Origin of the sequence: Spirosoma sp. KNUC1025, assembly GCF_045160025.1 — a bacterium.
Lineage (GTDB): Bacteria > Bacteroidota > Bacteroidia > Cytophagales > Spirosomataceae > Spirosoma.
The window spans coordinates 292,442-306,426 of record NZ_CP087139.1; the positions used below are offsets into that span (position 1 = coordinate 292,442).

The window sequence follows — 13,985 nt, forward strand, 5'->3', positions numbered from 1 at the left end:
ACGCTTAAATATTACTATTTAGGCCGTTTGATAACTATTCTTAACAAGTGGCCACCACACAGGCTTGGTAAATTAAATTTCCTCATTTGCTTTTATTAGGTTTTTTTTTATATTAGAATTGAGAGATTTTCCTAAAAAGTCCTGTTTATGCTATACTCTTGGTCCTCTGAAGACAAGAAAATAACCTTGTTGAAATCCCTTTTAGGGAGTATAGTAGAAGGTGATGAAAAGTTTGTCCCTATAGTCAAACCTATAATATCAGATGTACATGCGTTAAGTCAAGGCAGCAAAAGCTACTATAATATAGACAGAAATAACTATAGGCTAATTATGTCTCTTTATACTAAGAATAAAGAGTTCTTTAGAAACATTAATCCAGAAGAATTAACTATTGATGATTATCAAGATATTTTGGATATCATTTCTAATAGGCCAAATCTTGTTAATGCTTGATGTTATCTCATATATTGACACTACAGGTTGTTCAAGCCGAGCGATCATTATTAAAGTCAAAAAACAACAATTATTCTGATAGGGAAAAGAAAGATTATCACAATAAGTTATCATTGTTACTTGACTATATAAAAAATGAAATAAATAATCAAAATGATTATACAAACTCATTTTGCTTTGGCATTAAGAAAGAATTAGATTTTATTTTCAAAAGCCTTGAATTCCTTGATAGTAGCACATTAAACTTGATACCATATGAGACTGTTGAATGTTTAAACTTGGCACTCAAAGATTGGATTAAGCCAAAAGAAAGCTATATTATAGTTACAAGCCTTATTAATAATACTGATAGATTTAGCTTTGACCCATCCTTAATAGAGGATACTAATATATATGAAACTATTCATGTTAAATATGGAATAAAATTTGAGCATAAATTAATACAGCTTAATATTCCTAAATCTTTATCGAGAGATTATCTAATCAATGTAGTTCATTACCATGAACTAGGACATTTCATTGATATTAATTATTCAATCTCAGATCCAGTAGCTTGGGAAATAGTGGATAAATGGCTAAGAGGTGATTTTAAAAATAAGCAGAGAGTAAAAATACTTAAATATTTCCCCTCCTTAGAACATCTTGATGCCGATACCTATATTGACTCAAAAGAGTTTGATAACATTAAATCCTTTCTACGCGAGTACTTTAGCGACTTATTTGCAAGCCAGTATGTAGGTAAGTGCTTTGATAATTATATTATGTATTTAGATGAGGAGTCTGATCAAGATGGAATAGAGCATCCTAGTGCGTCTAAACGTTCAGAGGTAGTAAACGCCTTTCTTAAAAATGAGCGGAACATAATAGTTACCATGTTGAATAAGTCTATAAAAAATGTACTTTCTAATAGAAAGCGTTTTAGCTGCAAGTATGATTTACCTTCAATGAAAGATTTCAAGGCCTTTTTGCCTCCAGTTATAAATAATGTAAATCAATTACATGGGCTGATGATACTTGGCTGGCAACTTTGGGAAAGTAATTGGGAAGATGTCAAAATTAGCATGAACATGGAAGATATACCCTCATCATTAGAGAAGTATAAGATTATTAATAATCTAATTGAAAAGTCTATAGGAAATTATATTATATCAAATAAATGGAACAGGACTACCATTACAATGGAGCCTTGACTTACGAGGACATCAATGCCAGGTTAGATAAGGATATTTTTATTCGTCCTATACTAGATAGGGAAAAGCAGATAAATGCGATTGGCGTAGACTTTAGACTAGGGTACAACTTCTTAGTGAATATCCAAGGCAGAGAGGCTTACATGAATGCTTCTCGTAATAATGTTCCTGGGGATGTATCTAGTAGCTTTAGCTATTTCTTCCAAGAAACCAGAAGGCAGCTTGGAGAAACCTTTATATTACATCCTCGGCAAACTATATTAGCTACCAGCCTTGAATACATAAAACTACCTAACGATTTATTCTTAATGTTATACATGCGCAGCTCTTATAGTAGGCTTGGACTAACTATTTCAACGGTTGTTCAGCCTGGATACTGCGGATGTATTTCTTTAGAGCTGAGTAACAATGGGATTACTCCAATTAATTTAACTATTGGAGCAAGGTTGTTTCAAGGGCTTTTACTGCCGGCTGCAAACCAGACAAACTATTTTACTAAGTCCCGAAAATATGCTTGTCAAGTCAGACCTGAGCCATCAGCAGCGGTGAGCGATAAAGATCTTGAAATTTTGAGTACTCTCTGGAAAGAGGCAAACCATTTAAAATAATTTTAGCCTTAGTCAACTTAAGCAAAATTTGTTTCCTATTTGTTACTCAATATCCTTAAAGCACTGTAAACAAGTTAGTTACGATGATATTTTATACCCGCTCCTGGTACAAATCCCTCAGAAAGGAAATTAAAAACAACAGCCATTGCTTATAAGCAATGGCTGTTGTTTTTAAGCAAATGCAGGAACTGCCTGACGAAAATCTTTTACACTGCCCTAAGCAGCAATAGCAGCTCTTAGCCAACTGTAATTTCCATGGCGCAAGCAGACAACTGTTTGTTACCGGACGGACCAAGATCACGTTTACCCACTGATCCAAAAACTGAAATATGTAAAAAAGGGATCTCCAAAAGACATCCCTTTTTTTACATATTTCAAATAAACAATTTATCTTTTTTACATATGAGATAATTGTACGAATAATAGAATAATTGACCTAAAAATTTACTAAGAGCTAACTAAATTTATTGAGCGTATTTTAATAATCGTTTGATAAATGTAGAGAATAAATCTTTGGAAAAAGAAATAGCTAAAACACTATTTTCGCCGATAAATTATAAAGCCTTATTATTTCTTTAAATAATTAAATCATGGAATTAAAGCTAACTTCTACAATTATTACGATTGCAAACTCTGAAAAACTAATTTAGGCGTCACTTAATTAATGCTCAACAATAATAATTATCCCCTCATATTAGCTGGAAAAGGACTTTACAAGTGAATACTATAATTTATTAAACAATTTGATATTAACCGTTTGACACACAACAGCTTCGTACCTACTTTTAGACAAAACATCATACCGTAACAACTTATTTTATAACTACAGAGTCTATATTTATTAATGAAAATATATTCGGTTATTTCATCTATCCAGTTAACTTCCTCAGCTTATGAATCCATTTCTTACCACCTTCAATCGGACTACACCCGAACGAATTACAAGGCAAGACAATTCAGAGTATCTATCGTCGGGGAACCATGTTTTTAGCACCACAGCCCAGCCCCAGCTTCAGACAATAAATTCAACAGCATATCCACTTGTCCTTCCCTGGGTTGTCGATCCCCAGTTTGATGAACTCACTCAAGCCGGTTGGCTAACCACTACCAGCAAACGAGTGATGGATATAACCGGTGCATTACTGGTCACGATCTTTGTATTATCCTGGCTGGTTCCAATTCTGGGTGTACTGATCTTGTGGGAATCAGAAGGACCAATCTTTTTTATGCAGCCCCGCTCAGGGCGCCGGGGCCGGCCTTTTTATTGCATGAAGTTTCGGACCATGTACAACCGGCCGCAGTCGACTTTTGAGCAAACCCGCCAGCAAGATTCCCGTATAACCAGGGTGGGTGCGTTTCTGCGCAAGACTAACCTCGATGAGATGCCCCAGTTTATCAATGTACTTATGGGCGATATGAGTCTGGTTGGTCCTCGCCCTCATGCGCTTCAGCATGATGCTCAACACTGGGATTCGTCTGCCTATCGGAAGCGTTACTGGGTGAAACCGGGCATTACCGGTCTGGCTCAGGCCCGTGGAAACCGGGGCGAAACCCAGCGGGGTTTCATGATGGAGCATCGTATTCGGTACGATCATTTCTATATCAAACGACAAAGTGTTTCCCTAGACGTGAAGATCTGTCTGGCAACGTTAGGGGTAATGCTCAAAGGCGACAAGAACGCCTGGTAAGGTCAGGTAGACGATTGGGTCTAGCCACTTCTCTCAAATCGGAAGTTAGTGAAGCTACGATCAGCTTTCTGCAAATGGCAAGTTTTGTCTTGCCAATAGGTATTGCTATGGCTTCACGAAAATGAAAAAAAGACTGGTTAGCCGACTTATTGAGGTACTTGCAGAACTGCACCCTGATCTTACTCAAAAAGAGCGGGATGAGGCCGCTGCTGGTATTCTGATATTTCTGCTGATTAGCCTGACAGGGTTAATAGGCTGGATTATTTTTCTTGTTTATTTACTCATCAGGCAACTAAAGACTCTATAATCATACATATAAAGCCGTTATTTTTCGATTTACTTTTTATGGGAATATCTACTTCACCGGCACTTGAAGAACCTAAACCTAAACGACCCAAACGCCCAAGAATTCAACGGCCTAAGCCACAGACGGACACGCTCCAGTAAGATCATCGAGGTACGTTCAGCCTAAAACATAGTATGTCCGTTTATAGCTTTTTAACTAGAAAAGCTATAAACGGACGTACTATTTAAATGCGCAGTCGACAGGATTAGAGCTTAATCCAGATCTTTTAAGGCTCCAGACCGGGAGGACGTAAGCTGTAATTTGCCTTCAATCAATTCAAGCATGGCTGCCCAGGTACGATCCCAGGAGTGGTTCTGTAGAAACGTATCAACACCCGACCAGTCCAGCGAACCCCGGCTATTTAAGGCTTTTTCAATGGCCTGCTCAAAAGTTTCGGCTGAATCGCAGATTGAAACCATACTATACCGGCCATACGTAGTGACTACGTCCTGAATAGGCGTTGAAACCACAGGCAGTCCGGCCGCTAAATATTCGGGTGTTTTGGTAGGACTGATAAAGCGGGTTGACTCATTGAGAGCAAACGGGAGCATAGCAGCCTGCCAGTAACTGAAATAATTAGGTAAGTTATTATAAGACTTTAGCCCCAGGTAGTGTAAGTTTGGGCCTTTAGGCAGGATGGCCGGATTTATCTTAACCACTGGCCCAATCAGAATGAACTGCCAGTCTGGTCGACGTAACGCCACGGTCCGCAACAGTTCGGTATCAAATCGCTCATCAATAACACCCGCAAATCCTATTCGGGGCGTTGCCAAAGACTGCTGGTCAGCGGGGTCCGTAAGTCCCTGGCGAGCTTGGGCAAAATGGTCAAAATCGATACTACTTGGAAACGCATACACCGCGGAATGAAGAGCTCGTTTGGCTTCAAATAGACTATAACCGCCGGTGAATAATAAGTCTGCCCGCTGCATTAACTGCCGTTCCCGGCTTCTCAACTGAGGAGGGGCACCATGAAACGCCGACAGTTCATCCATGCAGTCATAGATTGTTAACCGCGCACGCAAATGATCCGTAAACGACAGAGCCATGGGTGTATAATACCACGCTATATAATCGGTGATCTGGTGCTGGCTAAGTATCTGGTTAACCCACTCCTTTTGCTGCAGAGCAATTTTTTCTTCACTTAAGCCCGGCTGTAAATGAGGAACGACCACGTATCGCTGATTACTGAGCGATCTAACTTCCAGCCAGTTTCGTTCATCCCGTACAGGCTCTTCCCAAAACCACGTTCGCCATTGACCGCTTGCCCGGCTAAGCAAATGCTGTGGCCGCTGATAAACGAAATTCCAACGTAGGTGAGAGAAACAAAACAAGTCTGTTACTTTACCCGATGACCCTTCGGCTGACGTAATACGATTTAGAAATGATGAGTGGGCAGGTTCACTCGGTGCAACTTGTTTTTTTGAGTCAGGTTGTTGAAGCATAGTTAACAATTAAAAAAGATAAAATTCCCTTCTGTGTAAATAGCTTTGAAAGCGTATAGCATGCTCACCTGCCATACATAACCCACCAATAGAAACACCTACTATTTCTTAACTAAACAGTAGTTTATCCGCTACTATGTTACAACGTGAATAGGGCTAATGTTCAAATTATGATTGAATGGATTCAAAAGAAATTGCTATTGATAAATTGAGTAATAATTAGAATAGAAGTGCTACTTATTCATGCATTATTCATACAGAACAGTATCCACAGTACAGCCTTGTCAACTTGGGATAACTTGAAAAACTACATCTAATAAGATGCTACTAAGACCGACCCCACTGCCTGTATTGGCAAAAAAGGAAATAATTACAAGGCTTAGGTTGACCACCTATAAATTACTCTTTTAACAATTATAATACGTGACCAGATTCCGACTCATCTTCCAGTTTTTCAGCGGTGTCTTTTATCGCTTCTTCTACCGAATGCGACTGCCGCAGGTCTGATGCCTGACGAGTTATTTCGGCCATCATTTCGTAGTGCTTCTGCAGTACCAACAATTCTTCTTCGGTTAAATTTTCTACAGAAACCAGGCGATTACTGGCACCTTTCGTAGCGGCTATCAACTCGTTTAGCTTCAACTGTACCGACATAGAATCTTTATTCTGCGCTTTCTGAATCAGAAAGACCATCAGAAACGTAACAATAGTTGTGCCCGTGTTAATAACAAGCTGCCAGTCTTCTGAATAGTGAAAAAAAGGGCCCGAAACAGCCCATGCAATGACGGTAAGCATCGCAATAATAAAGGCGGCTGAGCTGCCCGTTGCTTTTGCTACTGTCGACGAAAAACGCTCAAAAAAACCTTTTGAAGTGGGCGTAGGGAGTGATTGCTGGGTATCCATAATCTAAAGTCAATTGCTAGTTAGAATAACCTAAACCACTTAGATAAAGTTAATTAGTGAGCCTTGTTTGATCGATTTCAGGCCAAATTTAACCGGATTTAAACCGCCGATTTCGGGCTTTTTCTTACTGTTGCCTGCATTTATTTTATGGTCTTTTTCTATTTCCAGATTTTGTCGAATTCCCTCTTGTACATTTTGTTTTGCTTCGTATATTTGAAACCTTTGACAAATACAAACTATACATAATTGACTCATTATGAGTCTTTTTTGATCTGTTTTTTTGTAGATGTCAGGATCTTGTCCACCCGATTTATAATAGCCATTGTTCACCCTTTTCCTGCGCTCTGTTCGTTGCCGAATAGACTGCTCCGATTCGTACAATCCACATGAAAGTTTCGCCTTTACAACCGTTTCAGATTGTGTATTCGCTCCTGGATCACGAATTCCTGGGCTACCTTATCGAAGCGTTTGTTGTACAACGTAACAGCCGGGGTGAGCTGACCTTGCAAAACCAGACCCTGTCGACGCAAAACGTCGGCGAGTTTGCAAAAGACCTGAATGAGACTGATTTCGAACTGGTTAAACTCATAGATAGTATTCAACAGGATACCATCGTCAAGAAGTTTAATACCCGGAAGATGCCCGCCGTCGATTTCTTCCTTAAAATATACGATCCGCAGAAAGGGGATAAAATCGTGCAGGAGACTATTAGCGGCTATCTGGAGCATATAAAAGCGCAGATTATGGCCTTAATGCCCGGTAAGCCTTTTTACATAATGGGAAACGACGGCAATCCGGCCTGGGAGCCCATCGTCTGGATGCCCGAACCGGCTAGAGTTCATTTTCACTTCATCCGAAACGCTGATTCAACCCACTATTTCCCTATCATTCGTTATCCGACCAAACCCGGCGAAACCGAGCGTGTCGATTTCCAGTTTAAAGACGCGCTCATGATCTGCGATGAGCCTGCGTATATGATGGTCGGTAGTCGGCTGTACCATTTCCACAAAAATGTAGATGGCAAAAAACTACGCCCATTCTTCACGAAAAATCACATAATCATACCACGTAATATTGAGCAGCAATACTATGAGCGCTTTGTTACTCAGCTGATTGCCTCCTACGACGTATATGCCAAAGGGTTCGAAATACGGGCTGAAAATCTGGAATTAGTTCCGGTTCTGACAGTATCCGAAATGGTCGCAGCCAGTCGGCCAGTTCCGGCTACAGTGTTTCAGGCCGGATCAGGCACCGTTGAGGTAGCCGATAAAGGCGAGGAATCCAGCCAGCGTATGGTGTTTGACCTGGCGTTTCAGTACGGTGACTTTACATTCCGTTTCGACAGTTTTGGTACGTCGGCCAATGTTAGTCTTGAAAAAAAGAACGACGAGTATATTTTTCATAAAATCCGTCGCGATCAGCGGCTTGAACGCCAGAAGCTAACCTTTCTTCGCGATCTGGGGCTTGACCTACGTAACGGCCGACTGGTGCTGCCTAAAACAGAAGCGTTTGCCTGGCTATCAGACCACGGCTCCCAATTACGGGGAGCCAACTTTCTGATTCGTCAGAATGAGCAGGATGCAAAACGGTATTTTCTGGGGTACTCAAGCATTAAGGTGTCAATTGAGGAAGGTCGCGATTGGTTTGACATCTATGCAAATGTGCGCTTCGGAGAATTCGAAATTCCGTTTCTTAAACTAAGGACGCTCATCCTGAATAAAAAACGAGAATTCAGGCTCCCCAATGGCGAGATTGCGGTTATTCCCGAAACCTGGTTTACGAAGTATTCTGAGTTGTTCAGTTTTCTGGAGCACGTCGATGGTCTTGATAATGCTAGCAATGGTCTTGTACTCCAGAAGCACCATCTGGCACTGGTGCAGGAATTGGAACGCGACAACCTGGCTACAACCGTAATGAGCCGCAAGCTGGAGCGCCTGCGCGATTTCCTGGAAATCGAACAGTTTCCCCTGCCGCAGCATTTTAGCGGTACGTTACGTCCCTATCAGCAGGCTGGCTACGACTGGATGAACTTTCTACGTCAGTATCGCTTCGGCGGTTGCCTGGCCGACGATATGGGATTAGGCAAAACTGTCATGACACTGGCAATGCTGCAAGGGCAAAAAGAAGCCGGTGCTACGTCGCCAAGTTTACTGGTAATGCCCACCTCGCTGCTGTACAACTGGGAACTGGAGGCCAGGAAATTCACCCCCGATTTGCGGGTGATGGTTTATACGGGAACGTACCGGGATAAAAACACCGCTCAATTTGATGAGTATGATCTGATTCTGACCTCGTATGGTATTGTCCGGATCGACATTGACATCTTGAGCAGCTATCGATTCAACTACGTCATTCTCGACGAATCGCAGGCGATCAAGAACCCATCGTCGCACATAACAAAGGCAGTAGTGCAGCTCAACACCGCCTACCGGCTTATTCTGACCGGCACTCCGCTCGAAAACAGCACCATGGACCTCTGGTCACAGATGTCGTTTATTAATCCGGGGCTGTTGGGAAGTCAGTCATTCTTTCGAAACGAATTTCAGATTCCTATTGAAAAGCGGCACGATGAGGCCAAAACAAGTCGGCTTTATAGCTTAATCAAGCCGTTTATGCTCCGGCGGAATAAGTCGCAGGTTGCCACCGATTTGCCCGAGAAGGTAGAAAGCGTGCTTTATTCTGAAATGACGGCTGATCAGGAAAAACAGTATGAAGAAGCCAAATCATATTATCGGAATCTGATTCTGGAGCATATCGAAGAAGAAGGTATGGCCAAATCGCAGATGGTCGTTCTGCAGGGGCTCACCAAGCTGCGCCAGATTGCGAATCACCCACGTATGGTCGATGCTGAGTATGAAGGTGATTCCGGTAAACTGGATGACGTACTGATCCGGCTGGAAAGTGCCATGACCGAAAACCATAAGGTTCTTATATTCAGCCAGTTTATCAAACACCTGAGCGTTGTTCAGCACTATTTGAAAGAAAAACACATCAAGTACGCTTACCTCGATGGCTCAACAACGGACCGGCAAGGTCAGGTTAATCTGTTTCAGACAGACGAATCCGTCAAACTGTTCCTGATCTCGTTGAAGGCGGGCGGTTTAGGGCATAATCTTACCGCTGCTGATTACGTATTTATTCTGGACCCCTGGTGGAATCCCGCCATCGAAGCCCAGGCCGTTGACCGGGCTCACCGCATCGGCCAGAGCAAAACGGTGTTTACGTACAAATTCATTGCAAAGAATACCGTCGAGGAAAAAATCCTTTCGCTGCAACGGGCCAAGCAACAGCTTGCGGGTAGCCTCATCACAACGGAAGAAAACTTCATGAAATCGCTCACGAAGGAAGACATAATCGCCTTGCTGGAATAAGCGGCTCAATAAGAATTGAGTAATTTTTAGGGAATATTCTGACGAATACTAGTTATCTATCCGGTATCCGTTAATCACCTTAAAAAAACTCGACTTATGAACGTTAAAAGCGTATTCGGCATGATTCTGACGCTGGTCGGCCTGATCGGCCTAATTTACGGCGGTATTGATTTTACAAAAGGTGGTGTAGCTCAGGCTTCGTTTGTGTACCTGATATTAGGCGGTGTTTTTTTCTTTGCCGGTATCGGTCTGATTCGCAGTACAAAAGCGTAGCTGCTTTCTCTAGCGCAAATACACCCCCATTCGCCCTTCGTCACTAAGCACAACGTCGACATGCTCTGTCAGCGTAGTGCTTAACTCGTAGCCTTTGTAATCGGCTGCAACCGGATAACGCGGATGATTTCGATCAACCAGTACAGCAACCTGTAATTTACGTACGGCTACAGCCAGAAACGGTTGTAGGCTAAAAGCCAGCGTTCGTCCCGTATAAAGCACATCGTCAACAACAACCACTACGGTGTTAGCATAGTCCGTGGCCGAAAGGTCGGGCTGAACCGGTGGTTGGACCGACTGCGTTTTGTCGAACTTGAGCTGGGTTAAACGGACCGAAAAAGGCGCAATTGTTTGTAATTCCTGCGCCAGTGCCTGAGCCAGTACGTAGCCTTCACCCGATATACCCGCCATAAGCAGGTCAGTTTCTTCAAAATTGTTTTCGTAAATCTGAAAAGCAATTCGCCTGATTTTCTGGCGAATCTGTTCTGCATTCAGGACAAGCGTCGACGGAACCGTATTCATGCAATGATCAAAAAATAATTAGGCTGTAAAGATGAGAAAAAGCAGTTCGTCAAGGAAATACAATTACAGATTCTAAATCGCTGTATCTTTGTACGTTCATGTAGAAGTAGCTATGATTGTTAAGACAAAAAAGTACGCGTTAGACCAAAAAACGTATATTAATATTGCCCTTCGGCAGTGGGTAAAAGAAAACTGGAAGTGGGCGTTTGTTCCCTTGGCATTGATTCTCCTGAATGTCGTTCTGAACCTGACGAACGTTTATCCTAACTACTGGATTTATATCGTTATCGTGCTGCTTACCATCTTGTATGTGCTTTTCTGGGCGGTGCAGATTACGGGCATTTCACAAATGGAGCAAAGTAAGGCGCTGTTTCAGAAGTACATCTATGAGATTGACAGTCGCCAGATTCTAATGCGTATTAATGCCAAAGAAGGGGGCATTCTGAAGTGGAATCAGATCAACAGTGTTATTAAGGACAAAGACGCTTATATCCTGTTTCTGGACAACACAGAAGCAATGGCCAACGTAAAAGCCAGTTGGATTGCCAAGACCGTAACTAAAGGATTAGCCAAAGCACAGTTTCTGTATTTACCCTTCAGTATTTTTAATAGTGAGAACGACCTGCGCTTTACCGAAGCCCTCTTGAAACGTAAAGGGCTCATACCCGGTGGCGTTCCGGCCGAAACGGTGAAATAACCGTTCACTGATATGTAGAAACAAGCACCCAACTCTATGTAGCGCCATGCCCGTAGAATTGGGTGCTTCTTTTTACGCCCCGTTTTTTCGTTATCTTTGATAAAACGACCAACGAATATGAAGTCCATTACGTTGACGATACCACCCCGCATCAATGTGTTTTCGGACGACGAATTATATGCATTCTGCTTAGCTAATCCAGAACTGCATATTGAACGCGACGAAACAGGTCACATTATTATTATGCCGCCCACCGGATTAGAAAGTAGTTTCATAAATGGAGAGTTATTCGGCGAAGTTCGTAACTGGAACCGCCAGAAAAAATTAGGCCGTACTTCGGAGTCAAACGGAGGTTACACGCTACCCGACACATCCATGCGGGCACCTGACGTAGGCTGGGTTAGTAAAGAACGATTGATGCAGGTGTTGCCCGAAGAGCTTAAAAAATTTGCCCATGTCTGTCCGGATTTTGTCATTGAGGTCCGCTCCGAATCCGATAACCTCAACGAACTAAAGGCAAAAATGGAGAAATGGCTTCAGAACGGTGTTCGGCTTGGGTGGCTGGTAGACCCGCAGACACAGACAACAACAGTTTATCATCCTGAGCGAGAACCAAACTCTCAGCCCTTTTCAGAAACACTTTCCGGCGAAGATGTACTGGTCGGTTTCACCATAAATATTCAGGAAGTATTGCAGTATTAACGAAGGTAAAAAACGGGCGAATCTAAATTCGCCCGTTTTTTATTTAGCCTGATTCGTAAAGTCAACTACGGTCAAATCAGCAAGCCAGGGACCAACAATCTTACCAAATTCCTGGTGAGCCGGATGCGGCAGATAGGCGTCGCGGTCTTTCTCCGAATCGAAAGTCAGAATAAAAGCGTGCGTCAGGCCATGCGCGTGATTTTCGGGACTGTTATTGGTTCCCCACTGAAACCCTTTAATCTCTTTAATTTTCGACGGCAACGCTTCAAAAGCCGCCAGAATTTCTTTCAGCTTCTCTGGAGTCGTTTCGGGCTTGAATTTAAAAAGCACAATGTGCTGTACTACGTTCGCTTTCATTTTCTTCGTGGGGGGTTCGTTTGTGGGCTGATAGGCATAGGCAGTAATTGACAAAAATGCCAGTGCTACGATCGTCAGGATATGTTTCATAAATCGACAAAGAGTTTGGCTGGTAAAGAAAATAAAAGTGCCACCCTACTTTGAGTGGCACTTAAAAATTAACTAAAATCAGACTGATTGGCTATGCGGCTGAGGCCGTTTACGCCAGTTTCGCTTTCAGATTGGTATCCAGCGCTTCGAGGAAATCTTCCGTATTAAGGTAGTGTTCGCCTGCCACCAGACTGGTGTCGCCTGGGTATACCGAAATCGCTAAGTCTTTCGTCATTTTACCGCTTTCAACGGTTTCTACGCAAACCTGCTCGAGGGCATTGCAGAAATCGATCAACGGCTGATTGCCATCAAGTTTGCCCCGGAATGCCAATCCACGTGTCCAGGCATAAATCGATGCAATGGGGTTGGTCGAGGTTTTGTTTCCTTTCTGATATTCGCGGTAGTGGCGCGTAACCGTACCGTGAGCCGCTTCGGCTTCCATGGTCTGACCATCGGGCGTAACCAGTACCGACGTCATCAGGCCAAGCGAACCGAAGCCCTGCGCTACGGTATCCGACTGCACGTCGCCGTCATAGTTCTTACAAGCCCATACGAAGTTGCCGTTCCATTTCAGTGCTGAAGCTACCATGTCGTCGATCAGACGATGCTCATAATGAACGCCTTTCGCCTTAAACTGGCCTTCATAAATTTCCTGAAAAATATCTTTAAACCGGCCGTCGTATTTTTTCAGGATGGTATTTTTGGTCGAGAGGTAGAGAGGCCAGCCTTTTTGCAGGGCCATGTTGAAACAAGCCTGGGCAAAGCCACGGATCGACTCGTCAACATTGTACATACCCATAGCTACGCCTGGTCCTTTGAAGTTGTAAACTTCGTATTCCTGTACCGTACCGTCAGCGCCTTCAAATTTCATGGTCAGTTTACCCGCGCCTGGAACCAGGAAATCCGTAGCCCGATACTGATCTCCGAACGCATGACGACCGACGATAATGGGGGCCGTCCAGTTCGTTACCAGACGCGGTACGTTCTTCATAACGATTGGCTCACGAAACACCGTACCGTCCAGAATATTCCGGATGGTTCCGTTCGGCGACTTCCACATTTGCTTGAGATTGAACTCTTTAACGCGGTCTTCGTCGGGGGTAATGGTGGCGCATTTGATACCGACACCGTACTGTTTGATAGCATTGGCCGCATCAATCGTTACCTGGTCATTGGTTTCGTCGCGGTATTCGATGCCGAGGTCGTAATATTTAATATCTACGTCAACGTAGGGCAGAATCAGTTTGTCTTTAATGAACTTCCAGATGATACGGGTCATTTCGTCGCCATCCAGTTCGACAACCGGATTCGCTACCTTAATTTTTTCCATTGGACTTGGTTAT

The 13,985-nt window shown here is 43.0% G+C and carries 15 protein-coding genes; 9 read left to right on the forward strand and 6 right to left on the reverse strand.

Annotated elements, in window-relative coordinates:
- Positions 1 to 147 precede the first annotated feature (147 nt).
- From LN737_RS01290 to LN737_RS01310, 5 genes are all read left to right on the forward strand, one after another.
- Positions 148 to 453, forward strand: coding sequence for a hypothetical protein (locus LN737_RS01290; RefSeq protein ID WP_405515524.1), 306 nt, complete (start codon positions 148 to 150; stop codon positions 451 to 453).
- Positions 453 to 1,643, forward strand: a complete 1,191-nt coding sequence (locus tag LN737_RS01295; protein WP_405515526.1) for a hypothetical protein — start codon at positions 453 to 455, stop codon at positions 1,641 to 1,643. The genes LN737_RS01290 and LN737_RS01295 overlap by 1 nt, the downstream gene beginning before the upstream one ends.
- Positions 1,610 to 2,251, forward strand: coding sequence for a dCTP deaminase (gene dcd / locus LN737_RS01300; protein ID WP_405515528.1), 642 nt, complete (start codon positions 1,610 to 1,612; stop codon positions 2,249 to 2,251). The genes LN737_RS01295 and dcd overlap by 34 nt, the downstream gene beginning before the upstream one ends.
- Before the next feature lie 893 nt (positions 2,252 to 3,144).
- Positions 3,145 to 3,939 carry a sugar transferase gene (locus LN737_RS01305; protein WP_405515529.1) on the forward strand — a complete coding sequence of 265 codons (795 nt, stop codon included), beginning with the start codon at positions 3,145 to 3,147 and terminating at the stop codon, positions 3,937 to 3,939.
- Between the two features lie 121 nt (positions 3,940 to 4,060).
- Complete coding sequence (locus LN737_RS01310) at positions 4,061 to 4,246, forward strand: hypothetical protein (RefSeq protein ID WP_405515531.1); 186 nt, start codon at positions 4,061 to 4,063, stop codon at positions 4,244 to 4,246.
- A 251-nt stretch (positions 4,247 to 4,497) separates the two neighbouring features.
- On the opposite strand, the gene LN737_RS01315 is transcribed toward LN737_RS01310, so the two are convergent.
- The 3 genes from LN737_RS01315 to LN737_RS01325 form a co-directional block, all read right to left on the reverse strand.
- Entirely contained in the window at positions 4,498 to 5,727 is a 1,230-nt protein-coding gene (locus tag LN737_RS01315) for a glycosyltransferase (RefSeq protein WP_405515533.1), read from the reverse strand.
- Between the two features lie 414 nt (positions 5,728 to 6,141).
- Entirely contained in the window at positions 6,142 to 6,630 is a 489-nt protein-coding gene (locus tag LN737_RS01320) for a low affinity iron permease family protein (RefSeq protein ID WP_405515535.1), read from the reverse strand.
- 39 nt (positions 6,631 to 6,669) lie between these two features.
- Positions 6,670 to 6,960, reverse strand: coding sequence for a hypothetical protein (locus LN737_RS01325; protein WP_405515536.1), 291 nt, complete (start codon positions 6,958 to 6,960; stop codon positions 6,670 to 6,672).
- A gap of 56 nt (positions 6,961 to 7,016) precedes the next feature.
- Here LN737_RS01325 and LN737_RS01330 point away from each other — a divergent pair, with 56 nt between their 5' ends.
- Complete coding sequence (locus LN737_RS01330) at positions 7,017 to 10,001, forward strand: DEAD/DEAH box helicase (protein WP_405515538.1); 2,985 nt, start codon at positions 7,017 to 7,019, stop codon at positions 9,999 to 10,001.
- Between the two features lie 96 nt (positions 10,002 to 10,097).
- Positions 10,098 to 10,274 (forward strand): hypothetical protein, encoded by a 177-nt coding sequence (locus LN737_RS01335; protein WP_405515540.1) that lies wholly within the window; start codon positions 10,098 to 10,100, stop codon positions 10,272 to 10,274.
- A 9-nt stretch (positions 10,275 to 10,283) separates the two neighbouring features.
- Here LN737_RS01335 and LN737_RS01340 read toward each other — a convergent pair whose 3' ends face one another.
- Entirely contained in the window at positions 10,284 to 10,796 is a 513-nt protein-coding gene (locus LN737_RS01340) for a phosphoribosyltransferase family protein (protein ID WP_405515542.1), read from the reverse strand.
- Positions 10,797 to 10,908: 112 nt separating this feature from the next.
- Between LN737_RS01340 and LN737_RS01345 the strand changes: the two genes are divergently transcribed.
- Complete coding sequence (locus tag LN737_RS01345; protein WP_405515543.1) at positions 10,909 to 11,493, forward strand: YcxB family protein; 585 nt, start codon at positions 10,909 to 10,911, stop codon at positions 11,491 to 11,493.
- Between the two features lie 117 nt (positions 11,494 to 11,610).
- A complete protein-coding gene (locus LN737_RS01350) occupies positions 11,611 to 12,195 on the forward strand; it encodes a Uma2 family endonuclease (RefSeq protein WP_405515545.1) in 585 nt (194 codons plus the stop codon).
- A gap of 39 nt (positions 12,196 to 12,234) precedes the next feature.
- Here the strand turns inward: LN737_RS01350 and LN737_RS01355 are convergent, their stop codons facing one another.
- Positions 12,235 to 12,642, reverse strand: a complete 408-nt coding sequence (locus tag LN737_RS01355; protein ID WP_405515547.1) for a Dabb family protein — start codon at positions 12,640 to 12,642, stop codon at positions 12,235 to 12,237.
- Positions 12,643 to 12,751: 109 nt separating this feature from the next.
- Positions 12,752 to 13,972, reverse strand: a complete 1,221-nt coding sequence (locus tag LN737_RS01360) for an NADP-dependent isocitrate dehydrogenase (protein ID WP_405515549.1) — start codon at positions 13,970 to 13,972, stop codon at positions 12,752 to 12,754.
- Between the last annotated feature and the right edge of the window lie 13 nt (positions 13,973 to 13,985).

What these genes read in the sequence shown, in the direction of transcription:
- LN737_RS01290 (WP_405515524.1), top strand. Translation starts at nt 148, where the DNA reads ATGCTATACTCTTGGTCCTCTGAAGACAAGAAAATAACCTTGTTGAAA.
- LN737_RS01295 (WP_405515526.1), top strand. Translation starts at nt 453, where the DNA reads ATGTTATCTCATATATTGACACTACAGGTTGTTCAAGCCGAGCGATCA.
- dcd (WP_405515528.1), top strand. Translation starts at nt 1,610, where the DNA reads ATGGAACAGGACTACCATTACAATGGAGCCTTGACTTACGAGGACATC.
- LN737_RS01305 (WP_405515529.1), top strand. Translation starts at nt 3,145, where the DNA reads ATGAATCCATTTCTTACCACCTTCAATCGGACTACACCCGAACGAATT.
- LN737_RS01310 (WP_405515531.1), top strand. Translation starts at nt 4,061, where the DNA reads ATGAAAAAAAGACTGGTTAGCCGACTTATTGAGGTACTTGCAGAACTG.
- LN737_RS01315 (WP_405515533.1), bottom strand. Translation starts at nt 5,727, where the DNA reads ATGCTTCAACAACCTGACTCAAAAAAACAAGTTGCACCGAGTGAACCT.
- LN737_RS01320 (WP_405515535.1), bottom strand. Translation starts at nt 6,630, where the DNA reads ATGGATACCCAGCAATCACTCCCTACGCCCACTTCAAAAGGTTTTTTT.
- LN737_RS01330 (WP_405515538.1), top strand. Translation starts at nt 7,017, where the DNA reads ATGAAAGTTTCGCCTTTACAACCGTTTCAGATTGTGTATTCGCTCCTG.
- LN737_RS01335 (WP_405515540.1), top strand. Translation starts at nt 10,098, where the DNA reads ATGAACGTTAAAAGCGTATTCGGCATGATTCTGACGCTGGTCGGCCTG.
- LN737_RS01340 (WP_405515542.1), bottom strand. Translation starts at nt 10,796, where the DNA reads ATGAATACGGTTCCGTCGACGCTTGTCCTGAATGCAGAACAGATTCGC.
- LN737_RS01345 (WP_405515543.1), top strand. Translation starts at nt 10,909, where the DNA reads ATGATTGTTAAGACAAAAAAGTACGCGTTAGACCAAAAAACGTATATT.
- LN737_RS01350 (WP_405515545.1), top strand. Translation starts at nt 11,611, where the DNA reads ATGAAGTCCATTACGTTGACGATACCACCCCGCATCAATGTGTTTTCG.
- LN737_RS01355 (WP_405515547.1), bottom strand. Translation starts at nt 12,642, where the DNA reads ATGAAACATATCCTGACGATCGTAGCACTGGCATTTTTGTCAATTACT.
- LN737_RS01360 (WP_405515549.1), bottom strand. Translation starts at nt 13,972, where the DNA reads ATGGAAAAAATTAAGGTAGCGAATCCGGTTGTCGAACTGGATGGCGAC.